Annotated in this window: 19 protein-coding genes; 8 read left to right on the forward strand and 11 right to left on the reverse strand. The window is 50.5% G+C overall.

Annotated elements, in window-relative coordinates; genetic code table 11:
- Positions 1 to 255: 255 nt before the first annotated feature.
- A complete protein-coding gene (locus tag CX664_RS00555) occupies positions 256 to 1,629 on the forward strand; it encodes a hypothetical protein (protein WP_101744832.1) in 1,374 nt (457 codons plus the stop codon).
- 48 nt (positions 1,630 to 1,677) lie between these two features.
- Positions 1,678 to 2,343 (forward strand): metallophosphoesterase, encoded by a 666-nt coding sequence (locus tag CX664_RS00560; protein ID WP_101744833.1) that lies wholly within the window; start codon positions 1,678 to 1,680, stop codon positions 2,341 to 2,343.
- A 7-nt stretch (positions 2,344 to 2,350) separates the two neighbouring features.
- On the opposite strand, the gene CX664_RS00565 is transcribed toward CX664_RS00560, so the two are convergent.
- The gene (locus CX664_RS00565; protein ID WP_101744834.1) at positions 2,351 to 3,019 is read right to left on the reverse strand and encodes an NAD(P)H-dependent oxidoreductase; all 669 of its coding nucleotides are present in this window, start codon (positions 3,017 to 3,019) and stop codon (positions 2,351 to 2,353) included.
- Between the two features lie 106 nt (positions 3,020 to 3,125).
- Positions 3,126 to 4,802, reverse strand: a complete 1,677-nt coding sequence (locus tag CX664_RS00570) for an ankyrin repeat domain-containing protein (protein WP_101744835.1) — start codon at positions 4,800 to 4,802, stop codon at positions 3,126 to 3,128.
- A 231-nt stretch (positions 4,803 to 5,033) separates the two neighbouring features.
- Between CX664_RS00570 and CX664_RS00575 the strand changes: the two genes are divergently transcribed.
- Together CX664_RS00575 and CX664_RS00580 are read left to right on the forward strand one after the other, a co-directional pair.
- Positions 5,034 to 5,522 (forward strand): 8-oxo-dGTP diphosphatase, encoded by a 489-nt coding sequence (locus tag CX664_RS00575; RefSeq protein WP_101744836.1) that lies wholly within the window; start codon positions 5,034 to 5,036, stop codon positions 5,520 to 5,522.
- A gap of 53 nt (positions 5,523 to 5,575) precedes the next feature.
- Positions 5,576 to 5,905 (forward strand): Hsp20 family protein, encoded by a 330-nt coding sequence (locus CX664_RS00580; RefSeq protein WP_420810339.1) that lies wholly within the window; start codon positions 5,576 to 5,578, stop codon positions 5,903 to 5,905.
- Positions 5,906 to 5,908: 3 nt separating this feature from the next.
- Here the strand turns inward: CX664_RS00580 and CX664_RS00585 are convergent, their stop codons facing one another.
- Complete coding sequence (locus tag CX664_RS00585; RefSeq protein ID WP_180966335.1) at positions 5,909 to 6,721, reverse strand: TatD family hydrolase; 813 nt, start codon at positions 6,719 to 6,721, stop codon at positions 5,909 to 5,911.
- A 103-nt stretch (positions 6,722 to 6,824) separates the two neighbouring features.
- Between CX664_RS00585 and CX664_RS25465 the strand changes: the two genes are divergently transcribed.
- Entirely contained in the window at positions 6,825 to 7,352 is a 528-nt protein-coding gene (locus CX664_RS25465; RefSeq protein WP_145999734.1) for a hypothetical protein, read from the forward strand.
- A 28-nt stretch (positions 7,353 to 7,380) separates the two neighbouring features.
- The gene (locus CX664_RS00595; protein ID WP_101744839.1) at positions 7,381 to 7,920 is read left to right on the forward strand and encodes a copper chaperone PCu(A)C; all 540 of its coding nucleotides are present in this window, start codon (positions 7,381 to 7,383) and stop codon (positions 7,918 to 7,920) included.
- A 98-nt stretch (positions 7,921 to 8,018) separates the two neighbouring features.
- Here CX664_RS00595 and CX664_RS00600 read toward each other — a convergent pair whose 3' ends face one another.
- Together CX664_RS00600 and CX664_RS00605 are read right to left on the reverse strand one after the other, a co-directional pair.
- Positions 8,019 to 8,411, reverse strand: a complete 393-nt coding sequence (locus CX664_RS00600) for a DUF2750 domain-containing protein (RefSeq protein WP_101744840.1) — start codon at positions 8,409 to 8,411, stop codon at positions 8,019 to 8,021.
- 12 nt (positions 8,412 to 8,423) lie between these two features.
- A complete protein-coding gene (locus CX664_RS00605; protein WP_101744841.1) occupies positions 8,424 to 8,753 on the reverse strand; it encodes a hypothetical protein in 330 nt (109 codons plus the stop codon).
- Here CX664_RS00605 and CX664_RS00610 point away from each other — a divergent pair.
- Positions 8,752 to 9,267, forward strand: a complete 516-nt coding sequence (locus CX664_RS00610; protein WP_145999735.1) for a hypothetical protein — start codon at positions 8,752 to 8,754, stop codon at positions 9,265 to 9,267. The genes CX664_RS00605 and CX664_RS00610 overlap by 2 nt on opposite strands.
- Before the next feature lie 46 nt (positions 9,268 to 9,313).
- On the opposite strand, the gene CX664_RS00615 is transcribed toward CX664_RS00610, so the two are convergent.
- Complete coding sequence (locus tag CX664_RS00615) at positions 9,314 to 9,508, reverse strand: DUF4250 domain-containing protein (RefSeq protein ID WP_101744843.1); 195 nt, start codon at positions 9,506 to 9,508, stop codon at positions 9,314 to 9,316.
- A gap of 226 nt (positions 9,509 to 9,734) precedes the next feature.
- Positions 9,735 to 10,766, reverse strand: coding sequence for an oxygen-dependent tRNA uridine(34) hydroxylase TrhO (trhO, locus tag CX664_RS00620; protein WP_101744844.1), 1,032 nt, complete (start codon positions 10,764 to 10,766; stop codon positions 9,735 to 9,737).
- Positions 10,767 to 10,907: 141 nt separating this feature from the next.
- Between trhO and nfsA the strand changes: the two genes are divergently transcribed.
- Complete coding sequence (gene nfsA, locus CX664_RS00625; protein ID WP_101744877.1) at positions 10,908 to 11,645, forward strand: oxygen-insensitive NADPH nitroreductase; 738 nt, start codon at positions 10,908 to 10,910, stop codon at positions 11,643 to 11,645.
- 91 nt (positions 11,646 to 11,736) lie between these two features.
- On the opposite strand, the gene CX664_RS00630 is transcribed toward nfsA, so the two are convergent.
- The 4 genes from CX664_RS00630 to CX664_RS00645 form a co-directional block, all read right to left on the reverse strand.
- A complete protein-coding gene (locus tag CX664_RS00630; protein WP_180966336.1) occupies positions 11,737 to 12,444 on the reverse strand; it encodes a phosphorylase family protein in 708 nt (235 codons plus the stop codon).
- Positions 12,444 to 12,845, reverse strand: coding sequence for an SMI1/KNR4 family protein (locus tag CX664_RS00635; RefSeq protein ID WP_101744846.1), 402 nt, complete (start codon positions 12,843 to 12,845; stop codon positions 12,444 to 12,446). Before CX664_RS00635 ends, CX664_RS00630 begins: the two co-directional genes overlap by 1 nt.
- A 267-nt stretch (positions 12,846 to 13,112) precedes the next feature.
- A complete protein-coding gene (locus CX664_RS00640; RefSeq protein ID WP_101744847.1) occupies positions 13,113 to 14,441 on the reverse strand; it encodes a DEAD/DEAH box helicase in 1,329 nt (442 codons plus the stop codon).
- A 5-nt stretch (positions 14,442 to 14,446) separates the two neighbouring features.
- Positions 14,447 to 15,799, reverse strand: coding sequence for a DEAD/DEAH box helicase (locus tag CX664_RS00645; RefSeq protein WP_101744848.1), 1,353 nt, complete (start codon positions 15,797 to 15,799; stop codon positions 14,447 to 14,449).
- Positions 15,800 to 15,847 lie beyond the last annotated feature (48 nt).

Below are 15,847 nucleotides of genomic sequence, written 5' to 3' on the forward strand. Positions count from 1 at the left end.
ATGCCAATCGGGTTTGGAACATTGATTAAGAATAGCCCCGGTTTTGACAGCCGAATAAAACAATATGACTGATAATGAAAAATCAGTGGTTGTGTTGGAGTTACAGTCCAGGCTTTGGAGAGGTCTTATATACCGTTAAGAAATAATGCTCCTTTCATGTGGCTGACTAAACCATCAGCATCTATCTTTCTAGGAGCCTGTCGGACTCACAACGGTTTCCAGTCATGGCAACAATTCCAGAAAAGAAAGCTTATTATGAAAACAATGACCTTGTCCTGGGTTTCGCTGGTGCTTCTGCTGTTAGTTAGCCCGTCGATTGTGGCTGAAAACCGGCTGGATCCTATAAAGAAGTATATCCACAAGCATTTTGCCGATCAGCTGGAGATTACCCGGGAGCAAATAGAGCAACTCTCATGGGTGCTGGCTAATCCAGTGGTTACACCGGAGTTATCTACACAGTGGTCATCAGCAGCAATCCATCGGGAAGTGTCAAGAGCACTATCCCGTTTATATTGCCTGCAGCTGTTAAGAAACGGCTCACACGAGGCCTATAAGGCATTTGTGGCACCTCAGACTGACCCTGATACTCCCAGGTTGTCAGAGCCATCGTTCCAGCAGCTTTCCAGGGAGATTGCGGGGCTGGACGCTGTTTCTTATGAAGTTCTCCGGGCGACAGCCATTCTGGATGCAGTCACTTTATCGCCGGAGGCACGTAAGCGCGCTGCTAAAGCTCTGGCTAAGCCGGTTCCTGAAAATTCGGTGGATTTCCTATCGGTTACAGCACCCTATGCTGAGAAGATCTACCCGCTGGCTCGCTCGATTATTACCAAACACCCTTCAGCTGCCCGGTTGTTTGAAATTGTCTATCTGCCTCATAGCCACCTTCGCCATATGATGTATAACGAGGGCTCTTTGTCCATGTATACCGTGCTTAACACCGGGATACAGAACAAGAGCATCAGTCACGATGATATGAATCTATGGTACGACCATTGGGTGGTGAATATTGCCGGATTCCGTGGCCATTTGGAGGCAAAAGGCTCCGTTTATCTCACCCAGAATACCTGGCGGTCCATGAATCAACTGAAGTTACTGCTGGACAGGCTGTCCAGGGAGCCGAAGCTGAACCCCATGCAGGTCTACCTGCAAAAGCGGGGGCAATGGTTGCAACTGAATACGTTGACCAGAAATCCCAATGAGTTTCTTGCCCTTGCCTCCCTGGGGGCCACTGCAAGGTTGTTTACACCGGCCGAAGGCAGTGCGTTATACGGCAGCTTTAAAAGTCTGCCAGAGGATCAGCAGAAACAGTGGATTCAGCACAGCAGACGGCAATTAACGGCTTTGGCTACACCACCCGCAACCTATGGGCCTGCCGTTTATGCCAATGCCATTGCTGTGGCCGGGTTACCGGAAACCGTTCGTAAAGTACTGCCAGTGATGCTCAGGTTTTATCAACAGGCGGAACAGATGAGGGCTGAAGGCCAGTTAGCTGCTGATATGCCCTTGTCGTTCAGAGAGCTGGCCCGGGAGCCGATGCTTAACAACATTCTGACCAGTCACCGGCAATTTACCACCGTGATCAATCCCGATGATGGCGTGGCTAAACTGATAATGAAGGATAAACCGTAAACGTGGATGTACCCACCTGAACGCTAATCAGAAATCCAGGGAGGATTTATGTTTTACCAGCATTTTCGTCAGAATGTCGTTGGTCGTGATTTTGTTATTGGTGATTTGCATGGCATGTACGATCTCCTGATGTCCTCACTGGCCAACGTCGGCTTTGACCGGGAAAAAGATCGTTGTTTCAGCTGTGGTGACCTGATCGACCGGGGGCCCGCTTCCGAGAAGTGCCTCTCTCTGATGGAGGAGCCATGGTTCCACTGTGTTCGTGGCAATCATGAGCAGTGCATGATTGATACGGTAAGACACCCATCTGCCCATGAGACTGCCCAATGGGTGCTTTGCGGCGGTGACTGGCATCTGCAAGTCTCATCAGAAAGAATGAACAGGTATGCGGACATGGCTTCTGAACAGCCGGTTCTGATCTCGGTTGATCTTCCTGGCGACAGGCAGGTGGCCATTTGTCATGCAGAGTACCCGTTGCCGGTCTGGAATCCGGAGAAAATAGCATCTGATCCGGACCTGGTCCGGGCGATGCAATGGTCCAGGACCCGGATTCAAAGTGGGGATGATTCTGTGGTTGCCGGTATTGACCACATCTTCTGTGGTCATACCATTGTTGATCAACCGGTTACCCTGGGAAATACCCACTTTATTGATACCGGTGGCTTTGAGAGCAACTGCCTGACGCTATTATGCCTCAGTGAGCTTGCTGAGTGACCGGGGATTAATGCCACTCGACAACTGCCGCCTGCCGGTGGCGGGTTTTTGGGTAAGGCTCGTTTTCCCGGTAACCAAAGGCGACCATCACACTGACGCCAAACTCCCCGCTATCCAGCAGACCCTCCTGTGCCATCAGTGGCTCCAGCCTGTCACGGTTGAAACCTTCAATCGGGCAGGAGTCAATGCCAATCTGGGCGGCTACGCTCATCATATTACCAAGGGCGATATAGGTCTGTTTACAGGCCCAGTCAAACATGGCCCTGGGTGACTCGGTCAGCCGGAAGTCACTGTTTTGAAAGTCGCGGTAGAACTCGCTGATCATATCCACGACATCTTCAGGCAGCTGTTTAACAGTGCGCATATGGTCGAGGATATATTCAGACTCATAATGCATGCTATTTTCTTTGCGGGCCAGAATGATGACAAAGTGACTGGCGGTGGGTAACTGTCCCTGGGCTCCCCAGCTGACGGTTTTGATCTTTTCCCTTAACTCCGGATTCTGGATGACCAGAAACTTCCAGGGTTCAAAACCAAATGAGCTGGGAGAAAGGCGCCCGGCATCCAGAATGAAATTAAAATCCTCATCGGGTATTTTCCGGCTGACATCAAAGCTTTTGCAGGCGTGACGGAAATTGAAGGCATCCAGAATTTGTTTACGCAGGTCAGTGTTCATTGTTCAGACCCTATACAACAGTGGTCGAGAGCTGCATTCTATTGGCATCAGATAAAAATAGGAAGAAATCACAGAAATGACAGGCCTGACTTGCAAATTTCAGCACTTAAACAATGCTCAAATCTCGAAAATCTGCTGCCAGACTGATTTCAGAAGCCGGTGCCCCATGACTCAAGAGTTCCATAACCAAAGTCGAACGTTTCAGACGATTTGCTAATGCCAGAGGCGTCTCTCCGTTATCAAAAACACCACAAAGGTCAGCACCGCCATGAATCAGCTTCAATAAAATCCCGGCATTGTCACGTAAAATTGCCAGTCGCAGTGCCAACCCGTGAAGGGCATTTATCTCTGCGCCGGAATCAATCAGAAACTGAGTGATTGGACTCCTACCCAAAAGCACGGCAAATGCCAGCGGAGAGATAACAAACTGCTCCCTGCACCTGAAGTACTCATGGGGTATTACATTTGCCCGGGGTATAGAATAATTTGGAGAACAATTCACCGACGCGTGGAAATGCTCAACCAGCTCTCTGACCTGGTCGATATTATTGGCGAGAATGGCCTGGGTCAGCGGTGTAAGACCTCGAAAATCGGCGTTATCAATCCCGGAGCCCAGCTCGATAAGTGCCTTGATGCAGTCCTGCTGCCAGGCAAAAGTAGCAATGCACAGAGGACTGAGGCTTCTTTTGCCATTGGACAATACCGTGGATTCCAGACTGGCACCAGCATCTGCCAGTAAATGAATCATTTCAACACAGCCGTATTCAGCTGCGTACCCAAGAGCAGTCTGAACATCGTAAGGCTTATCAACCTCGGCACCGTTGGCAAGTAACAACTTGACGATCTCCAGTCGATTAAATCTGGCTGCACCGCAGATTATCCACCCATCCATGGCGTTGACATCGACTTTATGGGTGATCAAGAGTTTAACGATATCCAGCTTGCCAAATCCAATAGCAACCCACAGTGCCTCACCAGTGACTTTGGCACCTTGCGATATTAACAACTTAACCAGCTGTGCAGCAGACTCCGAAGTAACAGAACTGACAAGAGGGGTAAACCGGATTAACCTGTTGCGCAAAATGATCTCTAGCGTATGGTTAATGTCAGCTCCGTTATCGATCAATTTCCGAACCACATTGACGTGGCCATGACGAGTGGCGAACAAGAGTGCTGAATTTAAATCTTTGGCACCGCGCTCAATCAAACAGCTGACCAACTCCACGAAGCCTTCGGTGGCGGCCTGTTCAATGGGAGAAAGTTTATCGACCTCCTCTGGTAAATTAATATCTACCCCCTGGTCAAGTAGAAACTTGACAATCGGTACATGCCCATAGAGGGAGGCAACATGAATGGGCCTATAGTGTCCCGAGCGGTCCTCAAGCTTAATTTTTCCGGAAATCAGCGATGGGTCTTTCTCCACCGCGCCGATCACTGTAGCGACACTTCCGTCCTGGCAAGCTTTGAACAGCTGCAGTTTCAGGCTTTCAGAACTGCTTGCCAGAGATGAGTATCGATCATCATTCAAAGCAACAATATCAAGAGTTTTGGGCGTTGTATTGCAAAGGATGCAAGTCCAGTCACCCAGCTGGCGATTATCAATCCAGGCATCATTGCAGGCGTTATGGAATCTGTGCTGACATGGCAATATCACAACAGACCGTCCATTGAACAATGGGTCCCTGCATACAATGCATTCTTCAGGAGCTGACTCGGGCAGAGCACTCTCTGCTGGAGGGCCCGCCAAAGAACCGGGCAACAACTCTGAATGAATTGGATTCATTGTTAAACTCCTGGATTAGACGAAGACAATTAAGTGCCTCATGAGCCGGGGAAAGAACTCAAGCTGTCAGGCACCGCGTTATAGCCATTGTTGTATGACCTTTTGGCTCCTTTACCAATGCAAGACTAGCGCAGAAAAGCGTTAATCCCCATTCACAAAAACATTATCAATAATGCTGCCTCCCAACGCGAAGCTGAGGTATGTTAATTATCTTTAAGCAGGAATTGATTGATGCAATCATTGCAGGATATTGACTGGAGCTCCTGGCAGGCCAGAGACCCCGCTACGCTGACATTTGTTATCAAGGATGGGCAAATTCTGCTGATTCGTAAAAAGCGTGGCCTGGGGGCCGGAAAAATCAATGGGCCGGGAGGACGACTTGAGCCCGGTGAATCCCTGCTGGAGTGCGCGATCCGCGAAGTGCAGGAGGAACTGTGCATCACCCCGGTGAATCCTGAGTTCTGTGGAGAGAGCTGTTTCCAGTTTACCGATGGCTACTCTATTCATGTGCATACCTATGTGGCAAGGGATTTTACCGGCTCGCCGACAGAGACGGATGAGGCCATACCGCGGTGGTTCTCCCTTGATCAGATCCCCTATGAAGAAATGTGGGCAGACGACATTATCTGGTTACCTGAAATGCTGAAGGGGAACAGGTTCAAAGGACGCTATCTGTTCGATGGTGACCGGATGCTGGATTACCACCTGGACATTTTTTAAAAAAAATAACACGCAGGGGTTGGAATCGAATTAAGCGTACATATATCGAACTGCTGGATGAGAACGAATACCGTATCACCATGGCGGTTGCCGGCTTTGCCGAAGATGAACTGGAAATAGAAAGCCGTGAGGGTGTACTGATTGTCCAGGGCAAGAAAACGCCAGACGATACAGAGCGCAAATACCTCTACCAGGGCATTGCCGAGCGTAACTTTGAGCGCCGTTTCCAGCTGGCCGATTACGTCCGTGTCACCGGTGCGACCATGGATAATGGTCTTCTGCATATTGATCTGGAACGTGAAATTCCAGAGGCGATGAAGCCAAGAAAAATCAATATCGGCAAGAACAAGCTGCTGGAGGCTGAAGCCGCCGACGGTGCTTAACCGTCATATTCTGAATAGCGTACGACAGTTATGAGAGGTGGCTTCTGCCACCTCCGGCAAAGAGATTCCTCTCAGCTTGGCCAGGCACTCAGCCACCAGTTTCACTCTTCCCGGCTCATTTCTTTGTCCCTGATAGCCATTCAATGGCATATCCGGAGCGTCTGTCTCAAGCACAATGCTGTCGATTGGCAGAGTGGCTGCCAAGTGTCGTGTTTTACGGGCTCTCGGGTAGGTGATGCCACCACCAAACCCCAGCTTAAAGCCTAACTTCAGATATTCTCCGGCCTGTTGTTCACTACCGGAAAATCCGTGAATAATCCCGGCCCGCTCCGGTTTGCATCGTCGCAGTACTTTTAAAATATCATCATGACTTTTCCGGCCATGAATAATCAGTGGCATCTGGTGCAGACAGGCCAGTTCAACCTGGCCAGTGAACAGCTCGAGTTGTTTGGCCTTTGTCTGGGGAGTCATGTTTCGGTCAAAAAAATCCAGCCCGGTTTCCCCTATGGCAACGACCCCGGCGGGACGTTGCTGTAATAGCTTATCCAATACATTCAGATGTTCGGGATGATGTTCAGAAATAAACCAGGGATGCAGACCAAGGGCCGTTACAATACTTACGGGACTCACCTGCGACAGTAATTCTGACTCAATCAGGGAAGGCCATTCCACCTGTTGAGTGGCGGGGATGCAGATGTGACTGACGGCTGCCTTTTCTGCCTGACTCAACACCTGTAAACGGTCCTTATCAAAGACTGAAAAATTAAGATGGCAATGGCTGTCGAACAGAGACAGCGGATCGTTCCCTTTTGTCACAGCTGATATTTCCTCTAAAAATGGATTTCAGGAGAATGTTCTTCTGTTTTCCGTTAGTAAAAAGCCTATAATGCCCACCTGCAAGTCAATTTTGATTCAAATAATGATGAAAAACCTGTTAAGGCACTTATCCCGGCTTCTCCTTCCGATAGCATTATTACTTGGCTTACTGCTGGTATTTTACGGATCCCGCTTGTTGAACAAGAGTGAAAATTCCGTCGATAAACAGAGGTTTCAAACGGTTGCTTATTGCAACACGTACAAAGGGTGTCAGAGCAGGGTAGGGAATGGTTCGATCATGCTTAATATTTTGCCGGCGTCCATGCCGACGGGGCAGCCACTGGCTATCAGGGCAGAAGTTTCAGGGCTTGCTGCTGAAAAGGTCAGCATGGAGTTTGTCGGGCGTGATATGCCCATGGGGTTGATGCCATTCAATTTACAGAAACAATCTGGACATTTTGCAGACACTGACCTGTATACTGGTACCGGCAATATCACTTTTTGTACCACTGACCGCAACATGGTCTGGATCGCCAGGCTGAAAATGGAAACCAGAGAAGCGGTATATAATGTTCTTTTTGAACTGGACCCTTTAGAAGCAAACTCACAGCAGATTGCTATCCTCCCATAATACTTCTAATGAATAGTGGAGTTGATTAATGAAAAGCGGAACGATTTTGTATACCAGGGCAGTCAGGGTTATGGTAACAATCGTACATGGTACGATAGCTCTGATGATGCTATTGACTGTGCACACTGCAATGGCTGCACAGGGCGGGCACAGTCATGCTCACTCAAAAGAGCACTCTGAACCAGCGTTGCAGTTACTGAATGCCAGTGCCCGCGCTACCAAGCCGGGGATGTCCTCATCAGCTGCTTATATGACCATCTACAATGGTACTCATCAGGCCGTACAGATTCGCTCATTGAGCAGCCCTGTTGCCGGGAAAACAGAGCTTCATACCACAGAAATGAACAATGGCATGATGAAAATGCGCCGCGTGGATAACCTTACCATTAACCCGGGTGACAGGTTGGAGCTAAAGCCCGGTGGCTATCATGTTATGTTGATGGGCCTTAACAAACATATAGCCAAAAACAGTGAAGTGCCGGTGACGATCACTTTCAGTAATGGTGATCAGAAGACAGTGATTGCTCATGCCACGGATGAGATCAAAGGCCAGCATATGGCGCATTGAGTAAGCGGAACTATTGCCTGGTCATACACAGCAGCGGCACAGATCAAAGGCTTTAACCCTTGGTGTCTCTGTGCCTCTGTGGTTAAAAGAGGGTAGTCTTATCCCTGCTCCAACTCGCCAAGAATGGCTTCCTGCAGTTCAGAAGGTGTCACAACAAGCCCTTCTTCTTCATTAACCGGGAATATGGCCAGCATGGTGTTATCCCGCTCCAGACCGGGCGTCCAGCGCTCCAGCCACACTTCCAGATTGATGGCTTTTGGCTGGCAGTCTGACCAGTCATCCACTGCCCAGGCTTTGGCGAAATCAGGGTGTGGCCAGATGGGCAGACACTCTTCACCATCACTGGATGACAGCTCTACCCAACCATCGGGGCTGTGCAGGCTCCAGATCTCTTCCCAGTCCGCCACCTTTTTCAGAAAGTAATCATAACGCTCATGGTCAGCCAGCTTCTGAATAGATTCGAACTGTTTGTCGTTGAGTTTGTAAGTCATCAGTCATCAACGCTAATGCATAAAATAGTGGGGGAAGTGTATTACCTGCGCAGGATTGAAAGCAAATGGTGCGGTAGAATGGTGTTCAGAATTACGGATAAAAAATAATAACGGAAGAAAAAGCACCGGAAGCTCTGTTTGGCGATGGGTTTGCCAACTATAAATAGTCAATAAGGCGTTGGCTCTGGGCTTACTACTAAAACGGTATAGTCCGCCCCCTGTTTTATAGTCTGTTTTGTGATCTATGAAGTTGTATAGTACACCGCTGAAGGCTTGTCTGTTGGCGGGTTTGGTTCTGGCAGCCAGCGAGCTTTGCCAATTTTGGCCCACTATGGCTTTCATGGAAGATGTTCTGTTTTTCCTGGCCGGTCTGATTGCCGGCATTCGATTGCCGGATCTGGATTTAACAATTCCGGGGCTGTCCCACCGTTCAGCAATCACACACTCCTGTATTCCTGCGCTGGTGGTTTGGGCTTGCGGTTTTTCAGCCATTGCCGCAGGTCTGGCCCTGGGAATTGCCTTTCACCTGTCGTCGGATCTGCAACCCAAAGCCTGGACCGGTGGCGCACTGATCAAGTTTCCGTTATTAGGCAGTATCGGGATGCTGTCGCCCATCTGGTTAATTGCCAATGTGATTGGTTGTCTGGCGATTTTTATGGAAGTGGTTTCCGGTGAACCTGTGGATGCCCGGCTGATGATAATGGCACTCTGTTTAATGGGGGCTGGCTGGTATTTTTTCCAGGAGGAAAAGCGCCCACTGTTACCGTTGATGACCCTGGGGTTTGCCATTTTGCTGGTTCATGCGGTACGGGGAGGGGCTTTATCGGTAAAGCAGGTGTGGCAATATTTTGTTTAGGGTCTGTTGATGTATTTTGATACAAGTTCAGACCCTCGATTACCGGTCAATCATGAACGAACTGATTATTGATCGACTGATAATGAAAACGGATTTTATGAAGCTGGTTTTCGATCTCCTGTTTGCTCATGTCCATCTCATCGGCCAGCTGATCCAGTGAGTTGCAGGTAAGCCTCAGCTTTTCGTTGACAATGCCCAGAAGGATAAAAGGGTTGAGGTTCTCGGGGTTTTCGAGTTCCATGGCGACACTCCGTTCAAGTCAGCTGATGAAAAACACCACTTGGCTGTACTTATACCAATTCCGCCTTCTAAATATGAGATCGAGCAAGTCATTTTGGACAGCTGGGCAAGGCGGAATGACGAGTAATAGCAGGGCTATTGCGAGGAATTCCAACGAAGATCCAGCTGTTCAAAATGGCTGCGCAGTTCATATTTAGAAGGTGGAATTGGTATTAAACATAGCTCAGCTATTTAACTTTGCCTGCCCGGGTTCTCAGTTGCTGTTGCCTGCGTTCGTCTTTCTTTAATTGCCGACGATGGACAACGGTCTTGGCAACTTCTGCGCCCATATGTGCTTCACCTCGTGCCCTGGCCAGCTGCATCTGTTTTTCACGCTCGGAAAACCGTGCTTTTTGCTGTTCAGTCAGCAGGTCAAAACAGTGCGGGCAGCTGACACCCTGCTGGTACATATCACTTTGCTTATCGGCTTCCGTAATGGGTAAACGACAGGCGTTGCACTGGTCGTAGGAGCCCGGCTCAAGGTCATGATTCACCGTTACCCGTTCATCAAAGACAAAGCATTCACCTTCCCACAGTGACTGCGCTTTCGGTACTTCTTCCAGATATTTCAGGATGCCGCCTTTCAGATGGTAAACCTCGTCAAAGCCTTTTTCCTTGAGCAGGGCTGTGGACTTCTCGCAGCGTATGCCGCCAGTGCAGAACATGGCCACCTTTTTATGAGTCTCAGGATTCAGGTTGGCATCGACGTATTGCGGAAACTGCCGGAAGGAATCTGTCTTTGGATTGATGGCGTGCTTGAAGGTGCCCACCTGAATTTCGTAATCGTTACGGGTATCCACCACAAGGACTTCTGGATCACTGATCAGGCTATTCCAGTCTGCCGGTTCCACATAGGTCCCGACGGCCTTTTGTGGGTCAATGTCTTCCACTCCCATGGTGACAATCTCTTTTTTGAGTTTGACCCTGGTTCTTTTGAACGGCATGGATTCACTGAGGGACTCTTTGTATTCAATGGGGTTCAGACGGGTATCCCGGTTAAGCCAGGCCAGCAGCGCATTGATGCCTTCCCGGGTGCTGGCCACGGTGCCGTTAATGCCTTCCCGGGCAAGCAGCAGCGTCCCTCTGATATGGTTTGCTTCCATGGTTCTGAGCAGGGGTTCCCGCAGGCTGGTGAAGTTCTTCAGGGTAACGAATTTATACAGGGCACAGACCACGATATGAGCGTCTGTTTGAGTGTTTTCTGGAGGAGAGAGTGTCATTGTCTTTATTGTCCTTGCTCAGCGGTCCGGAGCGTAAATCCGGAGCCAGGAAAGGAATTCTAGCAGAGGCAGGCAGCCTTGAAAAATCCAGCCAAGGCTACAATAGTGCAGAATAATAATGACCAGATTAAGAATAACATCATGACCCAAACTGTAATTGAACTGCTGCAAGCACACCGCTCTATTCGCAAATTCACGGAACAGCCGATTGAAGAGTCCTTGTTGAGAGACTTGATCAGTGCGGGCCAAAGTGCCGCCACATCCAGCAATTTGCAGGGTGTCAGTGTTATTCGGGTCAGAAACCCTGAAACCCGCAAAGCCATGGCAGAGCTGGCGGGTGGGCAGACCTATGTGCAGCAGGCGGCTGAGTTTCTGGTGTTCTGTGCTGACCTGCATCGCTCAGGCTGGTGCTGTGAACAGTCGGGCAACACCATGGCAGACGGAATGACCGAGCATTTCATTATTGCCACGGTTGATGTTGCCCTGTTTGCCCAGAACGTGGTGGTCGCTGCTGAGTCAGAAGGGCTGGGTATCTGCTATATCGGAGGCCTGCGCAATGACCCGCAACAGGTCAGTGATTTGCTGGCGTTGCCGGAACATGTCTACCCCGTTTTTGGCCTCTGCCTTGGGTACCCGGATCAGGATCCGGAGTGTAAACCCAGACTGCCGCTGGAAGCTGTGCTGATGGAGGAGCATTACCAGTCAGTGAATAAGGCGCTGGTGGCTGAATATGATGAAACTATGAGAACCTATTACCAGCGACGGACCGGAGGCAAGCTGGATCGGGTCTGGTCTCAGGAAATGTCGGCCCTGCTGGGTAAAGAATCCCGCCCTCATATGAAAGCGTTTCTGGAGAAAAAAGGGTTCAGGATGCGCTGACCTTTTTGACTGCACTGAATCAACAGCCAACAGGCTTGTGGATCAATCCGCAACGGCGTTATTGAAAAGGGCTGCCGTCGGCAGCCCGGTTTTACTTGATATTGGTTAATACCCTGATCAAGGTTTCGCTCAGCTTTTGGCTGGCCTTGCCCAGGTTGTTCAGAAACTGCTCAACATTATCCAGTTCGATATCGATATGATCGGTCACGGATTTGATGGGCAGAAAGTCGATGCCGTAAAGATGAGCGGTGGCAGCAACGGCGGCACACTCCATCTCTTTGGCCATTCCCTGGTTTTGCCTGATCCACTGCCTGTCGATATCCGGCATATCGAGGGAGTTGCCTGTGGTGACCACTCCCAGCTTATGCTCAATACCCTGAAAGTATTCGGGGCAGTAGGCGGTTGGATAAGCGCCCATGGCAAAACAGTCAAAGCCCTCCAGGGGAACCCGGTGGTCATGATAAACCACCGGCTGGTCGGAAGTGATGATATCTGCAATATCAGCATCGGCTGAAAAAGCACCGCAGGTTCCTGCGTTAATGATCAGTTCCGGAGCAAACTCAATAATGGCGGACTGGGTATTCAGCGCGGCAAACTCGGTGCCTATCCTGTCGACACCGTACTCAGTGGATTTGCCATTCAGAGAGATAACGATCTCCTTACCGGCAAACTCACCCTGAAAGCGGGGGAAGTGACTTGTCAACCGCGGATTGGCGGGCAGTTCGTGCAGTCCGAGTTGATCAATGATTGGCCGGGCTTCCGCTGCCATGGCCATAATGATCAGAATTCGTTTCGACATTAGCTCTCCAGCCAGATATCCCTGGCCCATAACCAGATGGATGGCCAGCTGTCGTCAGTCACTTCACCGTCAGCCCAGTGAACCACTTCTCCTTCTTCGGAAATACCATAGTATTCCCCATTGCATTCGCAAATGGGGATCAGCTCTCTCGGCAGACCTTCAGCCCAGGCATTGGCCGCAACTTCCGGCAGATAAGTATGGGATTGGGGATCAGTGACCGTCACCGGTTCAATGGAGCCATAAATAACATCACTGACGTGCAATAGAAACTCCCGGAGTTCGTAGGGAAGGGGAATCAGAATCTGTTCTTCCACTTCCACCAGCTGGTCTTCATCCGGGAGTTCCAGTGGGACTGACACATCCAGAGCCCGTTCCCGCAGTTCTTCAATAATATCTTCCATTGTATGCGACCTTTTTCACCCGCTTTCTGAGGGTGTTGCAAAAGTTATAAAAGCTTTGAACCACAAAGGCACAAAGACACAAAGTTTTTCTGGACTTTCCTGAGCTACGCTCGGCAAAAAAAAGGCTTCCTTTGTGTCTTCGTGTCTTTGTGGTTCCCTTCTTTTTAAGGGCTTGCGCAACACCCGCTTTCTACGGTGGGAATACCCGACAGAGGCAGGGTATTCCCGGTTTATTACTTTTCATCCGGCTGAAATGAATCAGCCAGATCAGGACTTCCGTTTTTTCCCGGAGAAAACAGCAGGCCTTTTCTTTGGCGCAGTACCTGAAGGTTTTCTGGTGCTGCCATTGCGTGATTTATTACCCGAACGCTGTTTTATCGCAGGCTTTCGGGCGTCAGGTTTGCTTCGCTTGTTGCGGGTTTTACTGGCGGGCTCATCAATCTCAGCAGGACGCACCTCGCCATCTTCAAAGTAGGGCAGCGGTTCTATTTCCAGCGGTTTTTTGATCAGCTGCTGGATACCGGCCAATAACTTTTTCTCTTCCGGGTTAACCAGGGAGATAGCCCTGCCTTTTTGTCCGGCGCGGCCGGTGCGGCCAATGCGGTGCACGTAGTCCTGGGGAACTTTGGGCAGGTCATAATTGATGACCAGCGGCAGCTGTTCGATATCCAGGCCTCTGGCGGCCACATCCGTCGCTACCAGAACATCAAAATAGTTATCTTTAAAATCTTCCAGTGTGCGAATACGCAGGTACTGACTTTTATCGCTGTGAATGGGCTGGGCATTGATGCCGTCTTCTGCCAGCAACTCGGCAACCTTGTTGGCGGCTTTTTTGGTGCGGACAAACACCAGCACTTTCTGCCAGCGACCACCATGGATGAGATAACTGAGAATCTCCGGTTTGTCCTGCTGGTCCACCGGGTAGAAAGACTGGGACACGGTGTTAGCGGCAGAGTTGGGGTTTTCCAGTTCAATCTTGACCGGATGGCGCATGAATTCATAAGCCAGCTGTTTAATGTCTTTGGAAAAGGTGGCGGAGAACAACAGGTTCTGACGTTTTGTCGGCGCGTTTTGCACAATGCGTTGAATATCGTCACGGAAGCCCAGGTCCAGCATCCGGTCGGCTTCATCCAGCACCAGTATTCTCAAGCTGTCCAGCTGGATATGCTGCCGGTTGATCATGTCCACGAGGCGACCCGGCGTCGCCACCAGGACATCAGTGCCTTCTTTCAGAACCTGCAACTGATCGTCAATATCTACGCCACCATAGACGGCAGCTGTCTTGATAGCCGTGTGCTTGCCATAGGTCTGGAAACTATTCTCAACCTGAATGGCCAGTTCCCGGGTAGGGATCAGTACCAGGGCGCGGATGGCTTTGCTGGCTCTCATCTGCGCCAGGCGGTGCAGGATTGGCAAGGTGAAACTGGCGGTTTTACCGGTGCCGGTCTGGGCAGATGCCATCAGGTCACGGCCAGTTAAAGCCATGGGAATCGCTTTGGCCTGAACTGGGGTGGGATTCTGGTAGCCCGCTTCGTTGACTGCCTGAATCAGCAACTCATCCAGCCCAAGAGCGGAAAAAGGTAGGTTATTGCTCATGTGTATTATTTCCTGCGCCTGGGTGGTTCAAAACCGGAATCGGTTGAGGTGGTTGCAGTGGTGGGTTTGGCTTCGGCCGCTGGTGTACGACGTTTGCCCACGTTCTTCTGCTCCCGGTGACGTTGTTTATCCGCCGGTTGTTTTTTACCAGCGCCTTTTTTACCGGCCGGTTTTTTCTTGCCGGCGGCTTTGCCGGAGCTTTTCAGCTTTTTGGGGCCTTTATAGCTACCCGGCAGTTCTTTGATGGTGCGTTTCTCAAACCGCAGCCGGAGGTAGCGTTCAATACCCGACATCCGGTTCCATTCGTCCGGCCCAATCAGGGAGATGGCCAGCCCCTGTTCTCTGGCACGTCCGGTGCGGCCAATCCGGTGGACATAGTCATCACCGTTACGGGCCATTTCCAGGTTGATAACCAGTTCCACACCCTTGATATCCAGGCCACGGGCTGCGACATCGGTGGCAATCAGAATGTTGATCTTGCCATCCAGCAGCAGGCGCATAACGTGCTTGCGCTCCCGCTGGTCCATATCCCCGTGGAGTACGCCGACCTTCAGGCCTTTAACCCGGATTTTGCCCACAAACTCCTCAGCCCGGGCTTTGGTATTGGTGAACACCAGGGCTTTGTCATAGGTTTCATTCCGAAGCAGCCAGATCAGCTGTTTTTCTTTATGGGCGGTATCGTCCGAGAGAATAATTTGCTGGTGGATATTGGCGTGCTTTTCCCGGACAGAATTCAGCTTCAGACGGGTAGGATCGTTCAATACCTGGTAGGCCATTGCACCCAGACCCCGGGCTTCCAGGGTTGCTGAGAACAGGAACGTCTGGCGTTCGCCATGGCACTCTTCCACGATGCTCAAAACATCGGGACCAAAGCCCATATCCAGCATGCGGTCCGCTTCATCCAGTACCAGGTATTCCAGGTCACTGAAATCGTGGTTGCCGTTTTTTATATGCTCAATCAGGCGGCCGGGGGTGGCAATAAGGATTTCCGGGTTTTTGCGCAGAGTGTTCACCTGGTGGCGATAGTCCTCACCACCAACGATCAGCCCTGCCTTGATGTAGGTGTAGCGTGCCAGGGCTTCACACTCTTTTAACACCTGCAGGCCCAATTCACGGGTAGGCACGAGCAACAGTGCCCGGGTGCTGGTTTTCGGTGAAGGGGTGGTGTGCATCTGGTTGAGCATGGGCAGCAGAAACGCTGCGGTCTTACCACTGCCGGTTTCTGCGCTGACCATCAGATCCTTGCCGGTCATAGCCAGGGGCAGGGTTTGTTCCTGAACCGGGGTGGCCTTTTCAAACCCGAGTTCAGTGAGTGCTTTTTGCACCCGTTCATGGAGAGCCAGCTCAGAAAAAAGCAATGGGGAGTTCCTCGACCATAGGGGAAATACGGTTTTCTACTAGAAGGG

Source organism: Endozoicomonas acroporae, from assembly GCF_002864045.1.
GTDB classification, from domain to species: domain Bacteria; phylum Pseudomonadota; class Gammaproteobacteria; order Pseudomonadales; family Endozoicomonadaceae; genus Endozoicomonas; species Endozoicomonas acroporae.